Origin of the sequence: Stenotrophomonas sp. (genome assembly GCF_032056425.1) — a bacterium.
Classification (GTDB): Bacteria; Pseudomonadota; Gammaproteobacteria; order Xanthomonadales; family Xanthomonadaceae; genus Stenotrophomonas.
Window position 1 is genome coordinate 248927 of record NZ_DAMBCN010000002.1, and the last position, 21510, is coordinate 270436.

The window sequence follows — 21510 nt, forward strand, 5'->3', positions numbered from 1 at the left end:
GCTCAGCAGGCGTGCACCAGGCAGCCCATCAGTGCGCGCTTCATGTGCCGCTTCACCGTGGACAGCGACAGCCCCAGCTGCTCGCTGATGGCCTCGTAGCGCAGACCATCGAACTGCGCCAGCAGGAACACCCTGCGTGCCATCGCCGGCAGGCCATCGAGCATTGCGTCGATCTGCTGCAGGGCCTCGCGCACCACCGCCTGTTCCTCCAGCGAGGGCAGCACCGGCTCGGGGAACTGCGCCAGATACTCCAGATAGGCGCGCTCCAGCGCCTGCCGCCGGAACCAGTTGGCGGCCAGCCCGCGCGCCACGGTCGTGAGGAAGGCGCGTGGCTCGCGCAGCGCGGCCAGATCGCGATCCAGCAGCAGCCGCGCGAACGTGTCCTGGGCCAGGTCATCGGCCACATCGCGATTGCCCACCCGACCGCTCAGCCAGCCGCGCAGCCACCGGTGGTGGTCGCGGTACAACGTGGCCAGGTGCGGGTGGGAAGCGTGCATGCGTAGAGCGTCGATGCGCACGGATCGAAATGAGAATGATTCGCAAGTATGGCATTGGCGGGCCAGCCGTGCCAGTCCTTGCCCACCGATTGCGCTGGATCAACGCGGTACCCACGGGGGCGGGCGCATGCTTGCCGCAGCCTGACCGACCCCCGGATGCAGTCGCAGCCACCCTTGAAACGGGACGGCGCAACCGCATCTTCCCTGCATCGCCGGCGCGGGCCGGCTCTGTAACCGATGAGGATTCGCAATGCGGATGGACAAGCTCACCTCGCGTTTCCAGCAGGCGCTGGCAGACGCACAGTCGCTGGCCGTGGGCCGCGACAACAGCATCATCGAACCGATTCACCTGTTCAGCGCACTGCTGGACCAGCAGGGCGGCAGTACGCGCCCGCTGCTGGCCCAGGCCGGGGTGAATGTGCCGGTGCTGCGCGAGCGCCTGGCCGAGGCGCTGGATGCACTGCCGAAGGTATCCGGGCAGGCCGGCAACGTGTCGCTGGGCAATGACCTGGGGCGCCTGCTGAACCACACCGACAAGCTGGCCCAGCAGAATGGCGATGCGTTCATCGCCAGCGAATGGTTCGTGCTGGCCGCGCTGGAAGACGGCGGCACGCTGGGCATGGCGCTGCGCGCCGCCGGCGCCGACAAGACGCGCCTGCAGGCCGCCATCGACACGCTGCGTGGCGGCGAGAGCGTGCAGTCGGAAAATGCCGAAGAGCAGCGTCAGGCGCTGGAAAAGTACACCATCGACCTGACCGCGCGCGCCGAGAGCGGCAAGCTGGACCCGGTGATCGGCCGCGATGAAGAAATCCGGCGCACCATCCAGGTCCTGCAGCGCCGCACCAAGAACAACCCGGTGCTGATTGGCGAACCCGGCGTGGGCAAGACCGCGATCGTCGAAGGGCTGGCCCAGCGCATTGTGAACGACGAGGTGCCCGAGGGGCTGCGTGGCAAGCGCGTGCTGTCGCTGGACATGGGCGCGCTGATTGCCGGTGCCAAGTTCCGTGGTGAATTCGAGGAGCGTCTGAAGGGCGTACTCAATGATCTGGCCAAGAGCGAAGGGCAGATCATCCTGTTCATCGACGAGCTGCACACCATGGTCGGCGCTGGCAAGGCCGACGGCGCGATGGACGCCGGCAACATGCTTAAGCCCGCGCTGGCCCGCGGCGAGCTGCATTGCGTGGGCGCCACCACGCTGGATGAATATCGCAAGTACATCGAGAAGGATGCCGCACTGGAGCGCCGCTTCCAGAAGGTGTTCGTGGGTGAGCCGTCGGTGGAAGACACCATCGCGATCCTGCGCGGACTGAAGGAAAAGTACGCCGTGCACCATGGCGTGGAGATTACCGATCCGGCCATCGTGGCGGCAGCGACGCTGTCCAACCGCTACATCACCGATCGCCAGTTGCCCGACAAGGCCATCGATCTGATGGACGAGGCCGCCTCGCGCCTGCGCATGGAGATCGACTCCAAGCCGGAGGAACTGGATCGCCTGGAACGCCGGGTGATCCAGCTGAAGATCCAGCGCGAGATGCTGAAGAAGGAAAAGGACGATGCCTCGCGGCAGCGCCTGGCTGATCTGGAAAATGACATCGAGGGCCTGGAGCGCGAGTTCTCCGACCTCAATGAAATCTGGAAGTCAGAGAAGGCTGCGCTGCAGGGCGCAACCAAGATCAAGGAACAGGTCGAGCAGGCGAAGCTGGACCTGGAAGCCGCGCAGCGCCGCCAGGATTTCGCCCGCATGAGCGAAATCCAGTACGGGGTGCTGCCGCAGCTGGAAAAGCAGCTGGCCGCTGCCCAGGAAGCCGAGAGCAACGACTTCAAGCTGGTGCAGGACCGGGTGACCGACGAAGAAATCGCCGAGGTGGTTTCGCGCTGGACCGGCATTCCGGTGAACAAGATGCTGGAAGGCGAGCGCGACAAGCTGCTGCGCATGGAAGAAGTGCTGCACAACCGCGTGGTCGGCCAGGAAGAAGCGATCAAGGTCGTTTCCGATGCCGTGCGCCGCTCGCGTGCCGGGCTGTCCGACCCGAACCGGCCGGCAGGCTCGTTCCTGTTCCTGGGCCCGACCGGCGTGGGCAAGACCGAGCTGTGCAAGTCATTGGCCGAGTTCCTGTTCGACAGTGCCGACGCGATGATCCGCATCGACATGAGCGAGTTCATGGAGAAGCACAGCGTGGCACGCCTGATCGGTGCGCCTCCGGGCTACGTGGGCTATGAAGAGGGCGGCTATCTGACTGAGGCCGTGCGCCGTCGTCCGTACTCGCTGATCCTGCTGGACGAAGTGGAGAAGGCGCACACCGATGTGTTCAACATCCTGCTGCAGGTGCTGGACGATGGTCGCCTGACCGACGGCCAGGGGCGCACCGTGGACTTCCGCAACACCGTCATCGTGATGACCTCGAACCTGGGCTCGCACCAGATCCAGGACATGAGCGGTGACGACAGCCCGGAGGCCTACACGCAGATGAAGGCCGCGGTGATGGGCGTGGTGCAGGCGCACTTCCGCCCGGAATTCATCAACCGGCTGGACGACATCGTGGTCTTCCACCCGCTGGACAAGCAGCAGATCAAGCAGATCGCGCGCATCCAGATGCGCGGGCTGGAAAAGCGTCTGGCCGAGCGCGGGCTGAAGCTGGTCGTGTCCGATGCCGCATTCGACCTGCTCGGCAATGTGGGCTTCGACCCGGTATATGGCGCTCGCCCGCTGAAGCGCGCGATCCAGGCGCAGCTGGAAAACCCATTGGCGCAGAAGATCCTGTCCGGTGCGTTTGCCAATGGCGATACCATCGAGGTGGGCAACGACGGCGGCCAGCTGGTGTTTGCCAAGGCCTGATTCGGTTGTGCCGGTCCCCGCCTACGGGCGGGGACGTACCGGCCGGTAGCGCCCGTTCTCGCCAACGCCGCTGCCACGGGTATGGACGTTGGCACACAGCTGCTCCTTGCCACACAGCACCACGTCGGCGCGATTGTAGGCGCGCAGCAGCTGGGCCTCGACCTGGTTGCGCTCGATCTCGGCGCGGTACCTGCCGCCCAGCCACGTGGCACCGCCCAGCAGGATCGCCATGGCAGCTGCGGCCGTGGCCACGCTCTTCCAGATAACGCCGCGCGAGGCGAGTTTCAGGCGCGTCACTTCCGCTGCCAGTGCCTCGGCGCTGTGGCCCAGGCGCGTGGCCGAGGCTGCCAACTGCTGTTCGTAGGCGCCCACGGGTGCTAGCAGCGCGTGTTTCACCACGGCGGCTCCCTCGCGCGTCAGTCCTGCAATGGCGCTGTCGGCGCTGGCACGGAACTGCCCGGGCAGCGCCTGCGCCAGGCCGTTCAGCGCGGCCGACAGACGTGACTGCTGCCCAGCCATTTCCGCGCACATCCGCTGGTAGCGCTCCATCAGCAGGGCGGTCCGGCTGATCAGATCTTCCAGTTCGCGTTCATCCATGAGCCTGTCTCCACTCCGTCAACGACGCATGGCGGCTGCCTGCGTGTCCTGCTGCACGTTCTGCTGGCGAAGCTGATCCTGCGCTTGCTCGCGGGCGGCATCTTCCGCGTTCACCTGATTGCGCGTCTGCTGATCCAGTGTCTGGCCCGCCTGCCGCGTGGACATCTGCTGATTCAAAACCCTGAAGCGGTCGGGGTCTGCGTCGAGCAGTTCGTTCAAGCGCTGGCCCAGAGGGGATGCCGTCTGGAACTCTGGATGTTCGCGTAGCGGTCCGCCATGAAAGCCCGGCGCATTTCGGTGCTCGGCCGGATTGAAGGGATATGCGGCGAGCCTGGCTGCCTCGGCCTGGCGTTCGGCGTAGGCGCCCGGTTCATCCGGGCCGCGGAGCTTGTTTACGATGTCCTGCGCCAGGCCGGGTCCGCCACGGGTAATGAACGTCGTGGCGGCGCGGAAATGGTGGATGTTTGATCGATAGGTATCGACCCTGCGCTGATCTTCGGGATCTGTGATGCGCGCAGAAGGGTCATCCAGCACAGACTTGATCTGCACGCCATTCTCGACGCGATCGAGAAAGTGCTTCATCCGGTGCGAATCGGACAGAAGGAACGTGGGCAGTGCGTTGGCACTTGCGCCGCCCATTCCGCCGGCCAGGTAGGTAGCGAGTTCCGCATTGCGGAACAGGGTGAGGTCCCCAGGCGCGGCATACATCTCGACGCTGCCGTAATGCGTGCCTGCGGCGCTGACCAGGTCGCCGGCGGTGACATGGTTGACGAACCGGGCCGCATTCGCAGGCTGGCCACTGGGGATGCGATAGCCCAGGCTGGCTGCGCCATACGCGTTGAAGGCCTCGCCTGGAAGGTTGTAATGATGGCAAGTGACTTGCGCCATGCTTGCACCGAGCGAGTGGCCGGTTACGGAGAGTCTGGTGCCATCGCGTTCGGCCATGTCCTTGGCCTGCCGCGTGAGCTCCAGGGCATCCTTCAGTTGGGCGTTGAACCGCAGCGAGACCATGCCGAGATCCACGACGCCATCCTTCAGTGGTTCACGGTCAAATTCGGTGCCGCGGTGAGCGACTACGTAGTCGCCGGTCTTGACGTCCCGGAAGATCGTTCCCTGGTAGCCGCTGGGTCTGTCCATGTGCGCGACTGGTTCGAATTGCTGATCGTCGATGTGAATGCGCTTGACGTCGCCCTTGCTGTCCAACGTCGGGGCTTCGTAAGCTGCATCGGCCAAGCCAGCGTAGATGCGTGAGTTCATTCTTCATCGTTCCTTGTGACAAGTGAAATGTTGTACGAGAAGAAATCACTCCTGTTCGATTCGGGGATGGTTGCCTCAAATCTTGTCTCGGACAAAGCACTGTCAGGATAGATTCCGCCGTCATCAAGCAACGGACTTATCTCTTTTCGGCTATAGCGTGTGGCAGAACGCGTTTTCGGCGTTGTGCTGATGGGAAAGTATGTGAATGATTCAGTGCTGTGGGTCATGAGGCTTGCACTCACGTACTGGACTTCCCACGAGCAGACTCCACGGCCAAAGTAGTTTTTTTCAGCTATTGCGTCGCGGAAATATTTCCCGACGTACTGGTTCGGTGAAATTCTCCTGAGGGAAATCCTGACGAGGTGCTTCTCGATTCCGTAGCTGACACCCTCGAAGTTGTCGATGGGAGGCAAGCAATCGCTGTTCGCGACGATGTACCCGACGGCTGCGTCTGACAGGAACATGTCCTTCGGCGCATCATGCGTAGTAACCACAACCTCATACGCCTCCTTCGGCGAAGGGTTGGCTTCATACGGCGGCGGCGCGCGCTCCCTGCTTCCGCATGCGCTCAGCAGCGGCAGGGCCAGGATCAACGAATACAGTGCGCGGCTAGCCACGCGCGCGCCGCATGGGGCAGCAACGAGTTCCTTCATCTGTCGGTCCCGCATCCTTGAGTATCCGCACAGTACGACTGCGGATCCGGGGTTTTCAGATCCATCCAGTCCAAACTCAATAGCTGTGATGAGGATCCCGGTTTGTGCGCTGGGTTCCCGCGATCAGGTCGCCCCGTTTCTGCAGATCGCGTCACCGGCTGGAACATGTGCCGAACCGGGTTGCACTCGCAGGGCTGTCGCGCACGGCGCAGAACTGCTGTCCCGGCCGCCGAAGACCCATCAGCATGCCGTGCGCGCTGCCTCTGGTCCGCGGGGAAATGTGCGACCGGCCAGCGATTTCACATGCCCAATCTGGCGCGGCGGGGAGAATCCGCGTAATGCTATGGGCGTCCCCGGCCCCGGCGGACACGCGGTTTCATTTTTCTGGAGAAGGAGTTCCATCCATGACGTCCCGAATCACCTTGTTGCATCTCGCCCTGGCTGCGCTGTTGGCCCCGGCAGCTGCCCTGGCCGCCAGCGGCGAGCAGGCCCGCCTGCCGTCCATGCCTGGCTACGTGCATGCCTACGATGCCGTCGATCCACAGGGCAACCGCATCGACGAGTACGTCCCGAAGGGCCAGACCGTGCAGAACTGGACCGATATGATCACCGTCAACACCGCCCCCAACTCCGCCAGCGTCAGCCCGCGTGAGTTCCTGGGCTTCATGGAGGCTGGTTGGAAAGCGGCTTGCCCCGATGCACAGGCGCACTGGGTGCGCGAGGGTGAGGAGGAGGGGCGCCCCTTCGCGGTGCTGATGCTCGGTTGCCCGCTCAATCCCGGTACCGGCAAACCGGAATACACCTGGATCAAGGGAATCCAGGGGCTGCAGGGCTTCTACACCGTGCAGAAGGCCTTCCGGTCCGAACCCGGCCGCGATGATGTGGTGACCTGGGTCAGCTGGCTGCGCGACGTGAGCCTGTGCGGCAATGGGCAGGCCCCTGCCTGTTCGCCCGCTGCGCGCTGATAGCCGACGGTACGGGCGTTATCGCCAAGCGCTCTGAGCGAGGCGGGACCGCTGCCCTATGGTGGCGGTTTCCCGTCTGGAGCGTGTGCAATGAGCGATCCGCAGTGGCAACTGGAAACCCTGGCCGTGCATGGCGGCTACCGCCCCGACCCGACCACGCGCGCCGTGGCGGTGCCGATCTATCAGACGGTGGCCTATGCCTTCGATGACACCCAGCACGGCGCAGACCTGTTCGACCTGAAGGTGCCAGGCAACATCTACACGCGCATCATGAACCCCACCACCGATGTGCTGGAGCAGCGCCTGGCCGCGCTGGAGGGGGGCATTGGCGCGCTGGCCCTGGCGTCGGGGCAGGCCGCGATCACCTACGCCATCCAGACCATTGCCGAGGCAGGCGACAACATTGTGGCGGCCAGTGCGCTTTACGGTGGCAGCCTGAACCTGCTGGCGCATACCCTGCCGCAGTATGGCATCCAGGCGCGTTTCGCCGACCCGGCTGATCCGGCCACATTCGCCGCACTGATCGACGCGCGCACCAAGGCGGTGTTTGTCGAATCCATCGGCAACCCGCGCGGCAATGTCACCGACATCGCGGCGATTGCCGAGGTCGCGCATGCCGCTGGCGTGCCGCTGATCGTCGACAACACCGTGGCCACGCCGTTCCTGCTGCGCCCGTTCGAGCACGGTGCCGACATCGTGGTGCATTCGCTGACCAAGTACCTGGGCGGTCATGGCAACAGCCTGGGCGGGGCGATCATCGATTCGGGGCGATTCGACTGGGCCGCGCACGCGCAGCGTTTTCCACGGCTGAACCAACCCGATCCCAGTTACCACGGGGTGGTCTACACCGAGGCGCTCGGGGCGGCGGCCTATATCGGGCGGGCGCGGGTGGTGCCATTGCGCAACACCGGCGCCGCGCTGTCGCCGTTCAACGCCTTCCTGATCCTGCAGGGCATTGAAACGCTGGCGCTGCGCATGGAGCGCATCAACGCCAACGCGCTGGCGGTGGCGACGTTCCTGAAGACGCACCCCAAGGTGGCCTGGGTGCGCTATGCCGGTCTGCCCGACGACGCTGAACACGCCGCCGCGCAGCGCTATCTGGGCGGGCACGGTTCGGGGGTGCTGACCTTCGGCCTGCCTGGTGGTCGCGCGACAGGGGCGCGCTTCCTGGATGCGCTGAAGCTGTTCACCCGGCTGGTGAACCTGGGCGATGCGAAGTCGCTGGCCACCCACCCCGCCTCGACTACCCATCGCCAACTGGATGCTGCGGAACTGGCCCGGGCCGGGGTGAGCGAGGACACCGTGCGCCTGTCGATCGGCATCGAGCATATCGGCGACCTGCAGGCCGATCTGCAGCAGGCGCTGGCCAGCGCCTGATAGCCGAAGGCTTGGTCGTCATCGCCAGCGGCCATCACCGCCGGCCGCGCGATGCGCTACGGTGGAGCTGCCTCTCCAAGGCGTGGCAAACGTGGCAATGCAGATCCCCGGCGGGTGCGGGCCCGCCGGGGATTTTAATGTTTGCGGGATCTGACCCCTTGCGCCACCGTGTCGACCAGGGTCGACACCTGCCCACACCCCTTACACCACCGGGATGCTGTTCTGCCCCAGGGTCCGGTACGGCGGCGTGGACATGATCATTTCCGCCAGCGAATAGGCCAGCTCGCGCTCGGCCATGACCGTGCCGTCGGCGCCGTGTTCCAGCAGATGCTTTACTTCGGCATCGCTGTGCGCCCGTGCCAGCAGGGTCAGGTCGGGATTGATGGCGCGCAGCTTGGCCAGCGCTTCACCGGCTTCCAGCGGCTGCGGAATGGCCAGCACCGCGATCTTGGCGCGCTCGGGATGGGCCTCGGCCAGTACCCGATCGGCGGCCGCACTGCCGCGGATCGCCGCCAGGCCCTTGGCATGGGCCTGCTCGACGTGTTCCTTGTTGTCATCGATCACCAGCACCGGCACGCCGCGGTCACGCAGTACCTGCGCCAGTTCGCTGCCCACCCGGCCGTAGCCGATCACGATGGCGTGGTCATGCAGGTCGCGCGAAGGGCCGATGGCCTCCTCCGGCTCCGGTGCCTGCGGCAGCTGTTCCTGCTTGGCCTGCCAGCGGTCCAGCAGGCCGAACACCAGCGGGTTCAGCATGATCGACACCAGCGCACCGGCCAGCACCAGCGACTGGCCTTCCTTGGGCAGGATCTGCAGTGCCACGCCCAGGCCGGCGATGATGAAGGCGAATTCGCCGATCTGCGCGAGGCTGGCCGAGATGGTCAGCGCGGTGCTGGTGGGGTGGCCGAAGGCGCGCACGATGAAGAAGGCCGCCGCCGACTTGCCGAACATGATGATGGCCACCGTCGCCAGCACCTGCCACGGGTGCTGCACGATGATGTTGGGGTCGAACAGCATGCCCACCGAGACGAAGAACAGCACCGCGAAGGCATCGCGCAGCGGCAGCGAATCATGCGCTGCCTTGTGGCTCAGCTCGGATTCGTTGAGCAGCATGCCGGCGAAGAAGGCGCCCAGCGCGAAGGACACGCCGAACAGCATGGCCGATCCGAACGCCACGCCCAGCGCGATGGCCAGCACCGACAGCGTGAACAGTTCGCGCGAACCGGTGCCGGCAATGCGTTCCAGAATCCACGGAATGACCCGGCGGCCGACCACCAGCATCACCGCCACGAACAGCCCCAGCTGCACGAACGTCCAGCCGATATCGGCCAGCACGCTGCCCACGGTGTGGGTTTCCTTGGATGCATCGGGGCCAAATACACCTGCCAGCACCGGCATCATCACCAGTGCCAGTACACAGGCCAGGTCTTCCACGATCAGCCAGCCGACGGCGATCTTGCCGCGCATGGTTTCCAGCAGGCGCCGCTCTTCCATGGCACGCAGCAGCACCACGGTACTGGCGGTGGCCAACGAGAAGCCGAAGATGACCCCGTGCAGCGCGGGCCAGCCCATCAGCCAGGCCACGCCCCAGCCGAGCAGGGTGGCCACGGCAATCTGGCCGATGGCGCCGGGAATGGCGATGGCCTTGACCGCCATCAGGTCTTTCAGCGAGAAGTGCAGGCCGACGCCGAACATCAGCAGCATCACGCCCAGTTCGGCCAGCTGGTTGGCCAGCGCCTGGTCGGCCACGAAGCCGGGGGTGAAGGGACCGACGCAGATGCCAGCGACCAGGTAGCCGACCAGAGGCGACAAACGCAGCTTGTTGGCCAGGGCACCGAAGATGAAGGCGAGCCCCAGGCCAACGGCCACGATGTTGATCAGGTCGGTGTCATGGTGCATCGGCACTCGCAGGTAATCGGGGGATGCCCCGATTTTCACCGATGCGGCCACATACGGCAAACCGAAAATGCGAACGGGGTAACGCGACCGGGGTCAGAGCCCTTTTCTGGCGAAAAGGGATCTGACCCCGCGTCAGCACCGCCGGGCAGGGCCCGGCGCTACCGTTATTGCTTACCAGTTGTACTTGATGCGGCCGTACACATACGCGCCATTGAAGCCGAACGGCGAGTAGTTGCTGTAGGGCAGCATGCCGAAGGTCGAGTTCTGCAGGTCTTCGGTGCGGTCCGGGTACTCGTCCAGCAGGTTGTCGGCGCCCACGGTCAGGGTCCAGTTGCTGCTCGGCTTGTAGCTGACCGAGGCGTCCAGCACCCACTTGTCGCCGTAGGTCTGGTCACGCAGGGCGGTGGCGGAATTGCGCACGGTGAATTCGCCGTAGCGGGTGGCCGCCAGGCCCAGTTCCCAGTGGTCCGAACGCCAGGTGCCGCTGACAATGGTCTTGTCGCGCGGGAAGCTGTCTTCGATGCGGCCGATCTCATCGCGGCCGATCAGCGACTGGGTCAGGCCCAGCGTGCTGAACACCGCCGGGGTGCCGCCCACGCGACGCACTTCGGTGTCGTTGTAGCTGTAGGCCGCGGTCAGTTCCAGGCTGCTGGCGCTGAACGGAATGGTGTAGCTGGACACGAAGTCCACGCCGCGGGTGCGGGTATCCAGGCCGTTGGTGAAGTACGAGAACGCGGTGACCTGCGGCAGCCCCAGCCCGGCCAGCAGGTTGCTGGTGGCGGTGTTGGTGGTGATGCTGGAGGACAGCGCGATGCGGTCATCAATGTCGATCTGGTACGCATCGACGGTCACGTACAGGCGGTCCACCGGCTGCAGCACCAGGCCCACGCTGTAGCTGGTGGAGGTTTCGGCCTTCAGCGGCGAAGCGCCCAGTGCCTGCGCGGCCGCGCTGGTGGTCGGGAAGGTGCCGCGTTCGACGAACACGCCGTTGGTGAACTGGCTGGTGACGGCCTGGTAGCCCTGCTGGGCCAGCGACGGTGCGCGGAAGCCGCTGGAGGCGGTGGCGCGCAGCGCGACCTTGTCGGTGAAGGCGTAGCGTGCCGACAGCTTGCCCGAGAAGCGGTCGCCGAAGTCCGAATAATCCTCGTAGCGACCGGTGATGCCGGCCGAGAACTTCTCGGTCAGGTCCGCTTCCAGGCCGGCGTAGACCGCGTAGTTGTGGCGGTCGGCATGCACTTCATTGGTGGGGGTGAAGCCGCCAAAGCCCTGCGCGCCGCTGCCGGTGTACGAGTTCAGCTCGCCCGGGTTCTGGTCCCACTTTTCCTTGCGGTATTCACCGCCGAAGGAGAGGGTGACCGGATAGGCCAGGCCCCAGTCCAGCGACTTGGTGATGTCGGCGTTGAACACGTCCTGCTGGTACTTCAGCGTGCCGTCGTAGAACGAGCGCGGGCTGGTCGCACCGAGGCTGTAGTTGATGCTGTTGCGGGTGTGGAAATCCAGGGTGTTCTCGCCGTGGTTCAGGCTCAGGTCCCAGGTCCAGCCGCTGTCGGTGTTGCCCTTCACCCCGGCCACCACCGAGCGGTCCTTGGAGTACTGGTTGATCTCCGGCACGAAGCCGTCCGGGTAGACCTGCGCCAGCAGCGCGGTCTGGCCGTTGTGGTTGCGCGAGCGGTAGAACGCGAACGAGGTGATGTCGCGGTTGCTGAGGATCGCGTTGGCGTAGCCGGTGACGTGGTCGCTGAAATCGAAGCTGGCGTTGGCCGACACGGCGGTGGCGTCCACCTTTGGGTCGCCCACCACGAAGGTGGTCTCGCCGACGGAGGGGTAGTTCACCGTGTTGGGGGTGGTGCCGCGGTACGGGCCGGCGCGGTTGCTTTCATCCTGCTGGCTGATCTGGCCAGCCACGTGCACGCGACCGCGACCGCCGGCGAATTCCACGCCGGTATCGCCGGACAGCTGGTACTTGTTGCCGTCACCGGCCGAGTACTGGCCGTAATCGACCGCCAGGCTGCCGCCGCTGCCACTGCCCTTCAGCACGATGTTGATGACACCGGCGATGGCGTCCGAACCGTACTGCGCCGAGGCGCCGTCGCGCAGCACTTCCACGCGCTCGATGGCGGCGATCGGAATGGCGTTGATGTCCACCGCCGACGAGCCGCGACCGATGGTGCCGTTGACGTTGATCATGGCTGAGGTGTGGCGGCGCTTGCCGTTCACCAGCACCAGCACCTGGTCGGGCGACAGGCCGCGCAGCTGCGCCGGGCGCACGCCGCTGGTGCCGTCGGTCAGGGCCGGGCGCGGGAAGTTCAGCGAGGGCAGGGCGCGCGACAGCGCCGTGGCCAGTTCGCTGCTGCCGGTGGACTGCAGCACTTCGGGGGTGATGATGTCGATCGGCGACTGCGATTCGGCCACGGTGCGGTCAGCCACGCGGGTACCGGTGACGATCACCGTGTCCAGGGTGTTGGCGGCGGTGCCGGCCTGCTGGGCTACGGCGGCGAAGGAGGATCCACCGAGGGCGACAGCGACGGCGGCGGCGATCAGGCTGGTCTTGCGGGTCATCGGGAGGGGGCTCCGGTTGGCGGGGGCGGGCACCGGAATCGACATCACTGGGGTGAGGCGGACGACGGTTGTTGCGGTGCGCAATGCAGGAATTAACGGGATATTCAGTGCCTGTCAAATGGTGGTAACAGGAAAAATTGTTGCCGTGGCAACCATTTAGCTTTGACGGGCAGTGAAGCGGGGGAGGGGGCCGGGGGCTGCGCGGGGCCGACGCGGGAGAGAGTGGGCCTGCCACCGCGCATCCCGGGGCGCGTCAAGTATTCGTTAACGCTAGAATTGCGTCGCAGGAACAGTGCTCACCAGCACATTCCATTCGGTTATATGGACGCCTTCCCCCATGATTTCGCTTCGTAATTTCGCCTTGCGCCGCGGCGAGCGGCTGCTGTTGTCCAACGTGGACCTGACCCTGCACGCCGGTTACCGGGTGGGTGTGGTCGGCCGTAACGGTGCCGGCAAGTCCAGCCTGTTTGCCGCGGTGAAGGGCGAGCTGGAGGCCGACAAGGGCGATGTGGACCTGCCCGGCAAGGTGCGCATCGCCAGCGTGGCCCAGGAAACCCCGTCGCTGCCCGACCCGGCGCTGAGCTTCGTGCTGGGCGGCGATACCGAAGTGGCTGCGGTGCTGGCCGCCGAGGCCGATGCCACCGCGCGCGAGGACTGGGAGGCGGTGGCCGAGGCGCATACGCGCATGGCCGAACTGAATGCCTACGACGCCGAAGCGCGTGCCGGCAAGCTGCTGCACGGCCTGGGCTTCCCGGCCGAGACCCACCACCGCGCGGTGTCCTCGTTCTCCGGCGGCTGGCGCGTGCGCCTGAACCTGGCGCGCGCGCTGATGATGCCCAGCGACCTGCTGCTGCTGGACGAACCGACCAACCACCTGGATCTGGACGCGGTGTACTGGCTGGAACAGTGGCTGCTGAAGTATCCGGGCACCCTGTTGCTGATCTCGCACGACCGCGAGTTCCTGGACAACGTGGCCACCCACACCCTGCACCTGCATGGTGGCGGGGCCAAGCTGTACCCCGGCGGCTACACCGACTTCGAGCGCCAGCGTGCCGAACAGCTGCGCCAGCAGCAGATCGCGCACGAGAAGGAACAGGCCGAGCGCGCCCACCTGCAGAGCTTCATCGACCGCTTCAAGGCGCAGGCCAGCAAGGCCGCGCAGGCGCAGAGCCGCATGAAGCGCCTGGCCAAGCTGGCCGGTACCGAAGCGGTGCGCGCCGAACGCGAGTTCCGCATCGAGTTCGCACCGCCGGCCAAGCTGCCGTTCTCGCTGATCCGCCTGAACCACGTCGAGGCCGGTTACGGCAGCGACGCGGTGATCCTCAACAACGTGGGCTTCGGCCTGGAAGCGGGCCAGCGCATCGGCCTGCTGGGCCCTAACGGCGCCGGCAAGACCACCCTGGTGAAGACCCTGGTGGGCGAGCTGAAGCCGATTGCCGGCGAGCGCTCGGCGCACCCGGACCTGCGCATCGGCTACTTCGCCCAGCACACGGTGGAGTCGCTGCATGAAGGGCAGTCGCCGATCGAGCATTTCCGCGAGATCGCCCCGGACGCGCCGAACCAGGCCTTCCGCGATTTTCTCGGCAAGTGGAACTTCCCCGGTGACCGCGCGTTCGAGCCGGTGGATGGTTTCTCTGGTGGCGAGCGCGCGCGCCTGGCGCTGGCGCTGATCGCCTGGCAGCAGCCGAACGTGCTGCTGCTGGACGAACCGACCAACCACCTGGATCTGGAAATGCGCGAAGCGCTGGCCGAAGCACTGGCCACCTTCGAGGGCGCGATCGTGATGGTGTCGCATGACCGCCATCTGATCGGTTTGGTCTGCGATACCTACTGGCGCGTGGCCGACGGTGTGGTCGAGCCGTTCGATGGCGACCTGGATGCCTACGCCGCCTGGCTGCGCACCCGCCCGCAGGCGCAGGGCACCAAGGCGCGCATGGAGCAGGTGGAAGAGCCGGTGGTGGTCAAGACCGCACCGGTGGCGCAGGTGGTGCAGAAGAAGCCGGCGAACCCGCACAAGCTGGCCAGCGCCGAAGCCAAGGTGGCCGAGCTGGAAGGCAGCCTGGCCGAACTGGACCGCCAGCTGGCCGACCCGGCCAACTACGCCGATGCCACCCGCATGGCGGTGTTGGGCCGCGAGCGCGAGACCACCGCCGCGCAGCTGGAAAAAGCCGAAGCGGCGTGGATGGAGCTGCTGGAATCCTGATTGCAACGGTAGCGCCGGGCCATGCCCGGCGAGGTTACCCGCCCTGCGCCTGCAGCCACTCGCGGAAGCGGCGGGCCGGTTCACGCTCGGCGCGTGAGCGCAGCCGGGTCAGCCAGTAGCGGCCCAGTTCCAGCGTGGTCGTGAACGGCTGCAGCAGGCGGCCTTCGGCCAGTTCCTGCTCAAACATGCGCAGCGGCAGCAGGGCGACGCCGGCGCCACCGGCCGCGGCCATCGCCACGGTCAACGACGAATCGAACACTGGCCCACGCGCTTCTACGCCGCTCACTCCGGCCGTCTGCAGCCAGCGCGGCCATTCGTCGCTGCGGTAGGAGCGCAGCAGCGGCACCGTTCCCAGGTCGCGCGGCTGCTTCAGCCGTCGCGCCAGCGCCGGTGCGCACAAGGGCGCGAACGGCGCATCGAGGATCGCCGTGCACGCCTGGCCCTGCCAGTCGCCGTCGCCGAAGCGGATCGCCAGGTCCAGCCCTTCGCCGGCCAGATCGATGCGGTTGTTGTGGGTCTGAAGGCGCAGCTCGATATCCGGGTGCGCCGCTTCGAACGCCGCCAGCCGCGGCAGCAGCCAGCCGGTGGCGAAAGTGCCGACCACGCCCAGGGTCAGCACTTCCCGCGCCGGGCCGCCGGTGTAGCGGGCGATGCTGGCTGAGATGCGTTCGAAGGATTCATTGAGCACCGGGAACAGCGCCGCGCCCTCGTCGGTGAGGGCCACCCCGCGCGGCAGGCGGTGGAACAGGCGGATGCCCAGCCGGTCTTCCAGCCCGCGGATCTGGTGGCTGAGCGCGGCCTGGCTGACGCACAGCTCCAGGGCCGCGCGGGTGAAGTTCTGGTGCCGTGCGGCGGCTTCGAAGGCGCGTAGGGCATTGAGCGGCAGGGTGGGGTGCAGCATGCGCAGGTGTGAGCAGGGGTGATGGCTGATCCTAGCAATGCGGGCGTCATGTGCAATACATGGGGCTTTTCTTGCATGAGACACAATAAAAATTCATGTCTTTCCAGAATCCTGCGGATGCGTCGATATAGGATTTCTACGAAATTCTGCTGTTTGTCGGTTGGAGGCCATGGCACCAACGGTACGCTGACCGTCAGCACATGGACGAAACTGTTACCAGGGAGCGCTGGATGAGTACCGTTGAACCCACTTTCATGGGCCGCATGGGCCGGTTTGCAGTCACGTCGGGTATTTTCCTCGCCATCGCTACGGCGGTGTTGTCCCTGCAGGGCAGCCTTTACCGCAGCGCGTATCTGGGAACGTTCGGCATCGATCCGCTCCAGTTCCCCATCGACAGCGGCGGACTTGAACTGATGATTGCCCATGGATGGGTGGGTTTCAGCGCTACCGTGCTGGAGAACATCGGCCCCGGCTTGTACTCAATGGCTCGTGAAACCTGGTGGGTGCTGCTGCTCGTTGCAGCAACGGCGTTGTCTTCGCCCTTGTGGGGCCCCCTGTTCAGAAAATCACCAGTAGGTGCCGCAAGTGAGCCGGCAGGCAGGCTGGGGACGCTGGCCGAGCGGACCCGGGCGACTCTGCGCCGTCCTCCAATGACCTGGCCCTGGTATGGCCGGCTGCTGGGCGCGGTATTGATGTGGATCGCAGGTCCCGTGACCGTTGCGTTGGCCCTGGTGATGATTGCAGTGGTGGCATTGTTCGGTCTGATGATGGTCGCCGTGCCGTTTGAGTCTGTGGGCGAGCGGAGTGCGCTGCAGTTCTGCGCGAAGGATCCCGGATCCATCGCCTGGGCGGAGTACCAATCTGCAGGCGGGGGCGAACCGATCCAGGCGCCCCTGATCGAGTGCGGCGGAACCTATTGCGCCGTCATTCCGGAGCGGCATGTAGAAGTCCTGCTTGCCAGCCGATTGATCCGGGTGATACCGGGGGCGGTGATCGACGCGAGCAAGGTGGATGCCGCGAGGACTGGGGCGAGTTTTTGTCCTGCAAGCCTGGACAAGCGATTGAAGCGCGTTCCTCGTGATGAGAAACCTTGATGGCAGCATGAACGAGAATCAGCTGGTCGCTGGGTTCTGCATCAGGAAAGATGCTCGCATGTCCCCGAGGAGCCCGCCCATGCACGCCCGCCGTCGATTCCTGCAGTTCAGTGGTGCCGCCCTCGCATCCTCCCTGCTCGCACCCGCCTTGGCGCGGGCCGCCGGCCCCGCGCCGGGGGCGCCTGCCGCGATTGCGGGCGCCGCCGATTTCGCCGCGCTGGAAAAAGCCAGTGGTGGCCGCCTGGGCGTGACCGTGCTCGACACTGGCAGCGGCCGTCGCATCGGCGGGCATCGCCAGGACGAGCGCTTCCCGATGTGCAGCACGTTCAAGTCGATGCTGGTGGCCCACGTGCTGAGCCTGGCCGACGCCGGCCGCGTCTCGCTGGACACCCGCGTGCCGATCGCCGAAAAAGACCTGCTGTCCTATGCGCCGGTGGCCCGCCGCCACGTTGGCAAGGACCTCAGCGTGCGCGATCTGTGCCGCGGCACGCTGACCACCAGCGACAACACCGCTGCCAACCTGCTGCTGGGCGTGAATGGCGGCCCGCCGGCGCTGACCGCCTTCCTGCACGCGCAGGGCGACACGGTCACCCGCAACGACCGCTACGAGCCGGACATGAACCGGTTCGCCAAAGGCGATCCGCGCGACACCACCAGCCCGGCGGCGATGGCGACCAGCCTGGCCCGCTTCGCAGTTGGGGATGGTCTGTCGGAACAATCCCGGCTGCAGTTCGCCGACTGGCTGATCGACAACCAGACCGGCGATGCCTGCCTGCGTGCTGGTCTGGGCGCGCGCTGGCGGGTGGGCGACAAGACCGGCAGCAACGGCGAGGACACGCGCAACGATATCGCCGTGATCTGGCCGCGAGCAGGTGGCGCGCCGTGGGTGGTGACCGCCTATCTGCAGGGGGCATCGGTCGATGATGACCAGCGTGCTGCGGTGCTGGCGCGTGTCGGCGCGCTGGCCGATGCGCTGATCGGCTGAGGTGCAGGGCCAATGTGCGGGGTCGGAGCCGCTTCCGCAGGAAACGGATCCGACCCCGCTGCGTCAGCTGGCCGGCGTGTCGCTGCCTTCCACGGCGGCCAGGAAGTCACGGCCCCAGCGGTCCACGTCGTAGTACTCGACGATGCCCTGCAGCTGGCGCAGACGCGCGCTGGCCTCTTCTTCGGGCATGGACAGCGCCTGCAGCAGGCCGGCGGCCAGATCGGCAGGGTCGTGCGGGTTGGTCAGCACCGCGCCTTTCAGCTCGGCCGCCGCACCCGCGAACTCGCTCAGCACCAGCACACCGGGCGTGCCTTCGATGCCCTGGGTGGCGACGAACTCCTTGGCGACCAGATTCAGCCCATCACGCAGCGGCGTGATCCACATCACCTGCGCGGCCGCGTAGTGCGCCACCACCTGTTCAAACGGCAGGGCCTGGGCGAAGAAGCGCACCGGGGTCCAGTCCAGCCGCGAGAAACGGCCATTGATGCGGCCCACCGCCTGTTCGATCTGGTTCTGCAACGTGCGGTACACGGTCATCTCGCGCGCGGCGGGTACGCAGACCATCAGCAGGGTGACCTTGCCGCAGTGCTCGGGGTGCTGTTCCAGCACGCGTTCGAAGGCTTCCAGCTTGGCCAGGGTGCCTTTGGTGTAATCCAGTCGCTCCACCGACAGCACAAGCTTGCGTGCGCCGATCTCGCGGCGCAGCTTGAACAGGTCGTTGCGCACCTCGGCACGCGCCAGCAGGGTGCGGATGCGGCGAACGTCGGTGCCCACCGGGTGCGCGCCCAGCGCCACATCGCGGTCACCCACGCGCAGGCGGGTGGTCATGGTGTCCAGGCCCACCGCGCAGCCGTAGGTCAAAAAGCGCGGCGCGCAGCTTTCCCAGGCCAGGCGCTCGGCGGGCATGGCGCCACGCACTACGTCCACGAAGTTTTCCACTTGGCGCGGAATGTGGAAGCCGATGTAATCGCAGCACAGCAGGCTGCCGATGATCTCGCGTCGCCACGGCACCACGTTGAACACATCGGCGGACGGGAAGTAGGTGTGGTGGAAGAAGGCGATTTTCAGGTCCGGGCGCAGTTCGCGCAGTGCCGCCGGAACCATCCACAGGTTGTAGTCGTGGATCCACACAGTGGCGCCGTGCGCGGCTTCGTCAGCCACCGCCTCGGCGAATCGGCGGTTCACCTTCAGGAACACCTGCCAATCGTCTTCACGGAACCGCGCGCGTTCCCAGAACACGTGCAGCATCGGCCAGAACGCTTCCTTGGAAAAGCGCTTGTAGAAGATGTCCACGTCCTGGCGGCTGAGCGGCACACGGGTGGCGCGCAGGGTCGGGTAGCGCTGCGCGTCCACCTGCACATGGCGCTGGAACGGGCGATGCTTGGGATCGTCGATGCCCCAGGCCACCCAGCTGCCGCGCTGGCCGCCATCGAAGAAGCTCAGCAGCGAGGGAATGATGCCGTTGGGCGAGCGCGGCGGCCGCTGCACCAGCTTGCCGTCTTCGATGGCTTCGTCGAAGGGCAGGCGGTGGTACACCATCACCAGTTCGGCGCCCTGCGCGCGCGCGGCGGCCGGTGCATGCAGGAAGGGATCGTCGGCGGCCAGCAGGCCGAAGTGTTCGATGGCTTCCAGGATGCCGCCGCAGCCGGGTTCACGGGCGTGGTAGGTGTGGGACAGATCGGCGGTGGCCGCGGTCAGTGCCGGCTCCGATTCGCCCACGCACACGCCGCGGAAGCCTGCCTGGTACATCGACAGGTCGTTCAAGGTATCGCCGGCCACCAGGATGCGCTCGCGCGGCAGTTCCAGCAGGCGTGCCAGCGCGGCCAGGGTGCGGCCCTTGTCGGTGTCCGGCGGCAGGATGTCCAGGTAGCGGTCGGCCGAATACAGCACGTCGCAGCCCAGCGCGTGCGCGGTCTGCTGGATCTGCGCACGCAGCGGGGCCAGCGTGGCCGGATCGCAGAAGTAGGAACAGCGTCGCTCCTGCGGAACGTCCTGGCGCTGCAGCGCGGTGAACGGCCGCATCGCTTCGGCCACCACTTGTTCGCCGGGCCAGTGCGCGTCGATCATTGATTGCAGCGGCTGCAAGGGTTGCAGGGTATGGCCGTGGACGACGGTGGCGCCCACATCGCAGACGATGTAGTCGGGGCGCGGAATGGCCGGGTCGGACAGCAGCGGCATCACCGCCTCCAGACCGCGCCCGGTAATGAACACCAGGGCGATGCCCGGGTGCTGGTCCACCAGCCGGTACAGGCGGTGGCGCTGGGCGGCGCTGCCGGCCAGGAAAGTGCCGTCCAGGTCGGTGGCCAGGATCAGCTGCGGCTCGCGGGCCGCGGGGTCGGAAAGAACGGGGTTCGGAATCAGGGTCGGAGACTCGACAGTCAATGCACTTCCTTCGTGGGTACGGTGGGAGATTCGGTTTCGGGCATCAGTTCCAGCGCGGATGGCGTGGTCCGCAGCATCGGCCGGAACGGTGCCGGGTGGGTGCGCAGGCGCGCATGGCGCAGCAGGCGCAGGGCGGTGAACGCGGCCAGCGCGCTGAGAACCGCGGTGAAATACAGCGGCAGTGCCGGCGCGCCGTAGCGCTGCATCAGCGCACCGGCCAGCGCCGGGCCGATGGCCGCGCCGATGCCGTGCACCAGCAGCAGGCTGCTGCAGCCGGACAGCAGGTCCGGCGTGGGCAGGTAATCCAGCATGTGCGCCACGGCGAACGGGTAGAGCGCGAAGGCCAGGCCGCCGTAGCAGAACACCAGTACGAACAGCAGGTGGATCTGCTGCGACAACGGGGGCAGCGCCGCCAACGCCGCCACGGCGGCGGCCAGCACGCTCAGGCACAGCAGACCCAGGCGGCGATCATGGCCGTCGCTGATGCGGCCCAGCGGCCATTGCAGCAGCGCGCCGCCGGCGATCGCCGTGAGCATGAACAACGGCACCTGGGTCCCGCGCAGGCCGATCTGTTCGGCATACACCGGCAGCAGGCCCCAGAAGGGTCCCATTGCCAGTCCGGACAGGCCGGCGGCCACCGTGGCGACCGGCGCCAGGGCGTACAGGCGCGCCAGCTTCAGCCGCGGCACGCTGGGCACCTCGGGCTGCTGCAGGCGGGTGGCGGTGACCGGCAGCATGGCTGCGCAGACCAGCAGCGCGGTAAGCGAGAACATCGTCGCCGCGCCGGCATCGCCTGCCAGCAACAGCACCTGGCCCAGCGCCAGCGCCGATAGATTCACCATCATGTACACCGAAAACACCCGGCTGCGCCGCTGCGGATCGGGTTCGGCGTTGAGCCAGCTCTCGATAACGGTGTACAGGCCGACCAGGGCGACGCCGGTCACCACCCGCAGCAGCATCCAGCCGGCGGGGCTGATCCACAGCGGATGCAGCAGCACGGCCATGGTGGCCAGCGCGGCATGGAAGGCGAACGCACGGCTGTGGCCGATGCGGCGGATCAACGGCGGGGCGGTGAAGGTGCCGATGAAATAGCCGGCGAAGTAGGCCGACATCACCCAGCCCAGGGTGCCGGCGCTGAAGCCTTCCTGCCCGCCACGCACGGCCAGCAGGGTGCCCAACAGCCCGCCGCCGGTCAGCAGCAGCGCAACCCCCAGCAGCAGGGCCGTCAGCCGCCACATGGGTGCGGCCTCGATGGAAGACAGGGATAAAACACCTGTCCCACCCTAACACACCCGCATTTCAGCC

The 21510-nt window shown here is 66.4% G+C and carries 15 protein-coding genes; 6 read left to right on the forward strand and 9 right to left on the reverse strand.

Annotated elements, in window-relative coordinates; all coding sequences use genetic code 11:
* Positions 1-2: 2 nt before the first annotated feature.
* Complete coding sequence (locus tag RTY46_RS02560; protein ID WP_312706526.1) at positions 3-497, reverse strand: sigma-70 family RNA polymerase sigma factor; 495 nt, start codon at positions 495-497, stop codon at positions 3-5.
* Positions 498-747: 250 nt separating this feature from the next.
* Here RTY46_RS02560 and clpB point away from each other — a divergent pair, with 250 nt between their 5' ends.
* Positions 748-3333 (forward strand): ATP-dependent chaperone ClpB, encoded by a 2586-nt coding sequence (gene clpB / locus RTY46_RS02565; protein WP_312706527.1) that lies wholly within the window; start codon positions 748-750, stop codon positions 3331-3333.
* Positions 3334-3354: 21 nt separating this feature from the next.
* On the opposite strand, the gene RTY46_RS02570 is transcribed toward clpB, so the two are convergent.
* Genes RTY46_RS02570 through RTY46_RS02580 form a run of 3 tightly spaced genes read right to left on the reverse strand, consistent with a single transcriptional unit; the run spans position 3355 to position 5840 of the window.
* The gene (locus RTY46_RS02570; RefSeq protein ID WP_312706528.1) at positions 3355-3930 is read right to left on the reverse strand and encodes a hypothetical protein; all 576 of its coding nucleotides are present in this window, start codon (positions 3928-3930) and stop codon (positions 3355-3357) included.
* An 18-nt stretch (positions 3931-3948) separates the two neighbouring features.
* Positions 3949-5187, reverse strand: coding sequence for a hemolysin (locus RTY46_RS02575; RefSeq protein WP_312706529.1), 1239 nt, complete (start codon positions 5185-5187; stop codon positions 3949-3951).
* Positions 5184-5840, reverse strand: a complete 657-nt coding sequence (locus tag RTY46_RS02580) for a hypothetical protein (protein ID WP_312706530.1) — start codon at positions 5838-5840, stop codon at positions 5184-5186. The genes RTY46_RS02575 and RTY46_RS02580 overlap by 4 nt, the downstream gene beginning before the upstream one ends.
* Positions 5841-6244: 404 nt before the next feature.
* Here RTY46_RS02580 and RTY46_RS02585 point away from each other — a divergent pair, with 404 nt between their 5' ends.
* Both RTY46_RS02585 and RTY46_RS02590 read left to right on the forward strand, forming a co-directional pair.
* Positions 6245-6805, forward strand: a complete 561-nt coding sequence (locus RTY46_RS02585; protein ID WP_312706531.1) for a hypothetical protein — start codon at positions 6245-6247, stop codon at positions 6803-6805.
* A gap of 90 nt (positions 6806-6895) precedes the next feature.
* The gene (locus RTY46_RS02590) at positions 6896-8182 is read left to right on the forward strand and encodes an aminotransferase class V-fold PLP-dependent enzyme (RefSeq protein WP_312706532.1); all 1287 of its coding nucleotides are present in this window, start codon (positions 6896-6898) and stop codon (positions 8180-8182) included.
* 201 nt (positions 8183-8383) lie between these two features.
* Here RTY46_RS02590 and ybaL read toward each other — a convergent pair whose 3' ends face one another.
* Both ybaL and RTY46_RS02600 read right to left on the reverse strand, forming a co-directional pair.
* On the reverse strand, positions 8384-10081 hold the full coding sequence (gene ybaL, locus RTY46_RS02595; protein WP_312706533.1) for a YbaL family putative K(+) efflux transporter: 1698 nt from the start codon (positions 10079-10081) through the stop codon (positions 8384-8386).
* Positions 10082-10252: 171 nt separating this feature from the next.
* A complete protein-coding gene (locus RTY46_RS02600; RefSeq protein WP_312706534.1) occupies positions 10253-12640 on the reverse strand; it encodes a TonB-dependent receptor in 2388 nt (795 codons plus the stop codon).
* Between the two features lie 337 nt (positions 12641-12977).
* On the opposite strand from RTY46_RS02600, the gene RTY46_RS02605 reads away from it, so the two are divergent.
* Complete coding sequence (locus tag RTY46_RS02605) at positions 12978-14843, forward strand: ABC-F family ATP-binding cassette domain-containing protein (protein ID WP_312706535.1); 1866 nt, start codon at positions 12978-12980, stop codon at positions 14841-14843.
* Between the two features lie 34 nt (positions 14844-14877).
* Here RTY46_RS02605 and ampR read toward each other — a convergent pair whose 3' ends face one another.
* A complete protein-coding gene (gene ampR, locus RTY46_RS02610; protein ID WP_200751223.1) occupies positions 14878-15744 on the reverse strand; it encodes a LysR family transcriptional regulator AmpR in 867 nt (288 codons plus the stop codon).
* A gap of 230 nt (positions 15745-15974) precedes the next feature.
* Between ampR and RTY46_RS02615 the strand changes: the two genes are divergently transcribed.
* Both RTY46_RS02615 and blaL2 read left to right on the forward strand, forming a co-directional pair.
* Complete coding sequence (locus RTY46_RS02615; protein WP_312706536.1) at positions 15975-16838, forward strand: hypothetical protein; 864 nt, start codon at positions 15975-15977, stop codon at positions 16836-16838.
* A 79-nt stretch (positions 16839-16917) separates the two neighbouring features.
* Positions 16918-17823, forward strand: coding sequence for a L2 family extended-spectrum class A beta-lactamase (gene blaL2 / locus RTY46_RS02620; protein ID WP_312706537.1), 906 nt, complete (start codon positions 16918-16920; stop codon positions 17821-17823).
* Between the two features lie 63 nt (positions 17824-17886).
* Here the strand turns inward: blaL2 and ggpS are convergent, their stop codons facing one another.
* Both ggpS and RTY46_RS02630 read right to left on the reverse strand, forming a co-directional pair.
* The gene (gene ggpS, locus RTY46_RS02625; RefSeq protein ID WP_312706572.1) at positions 17887-20136 is read right to left on the reverse strand and encodes a glucosylglycerol-phosphate synthase; all 2250 of its coding nucleotides are present in this window, start codon (positions 20134-20136) and stop codon (positions 17887-17889) included.
* A gap of 65 nt (positions 20137-20201) precedes the next feature.
* On the reverse strand, positions 20202-21443 hold the full coding sequence (locus tag RTY46_RS02630; protein WP_312706538.1) for an MFS transporter: 1242 nt from the start codon (positions 21441-21443) through the stop codon (positions 20202-20204).
* Positions 21444-21510 lie beyond the last annotated feature (67 nt).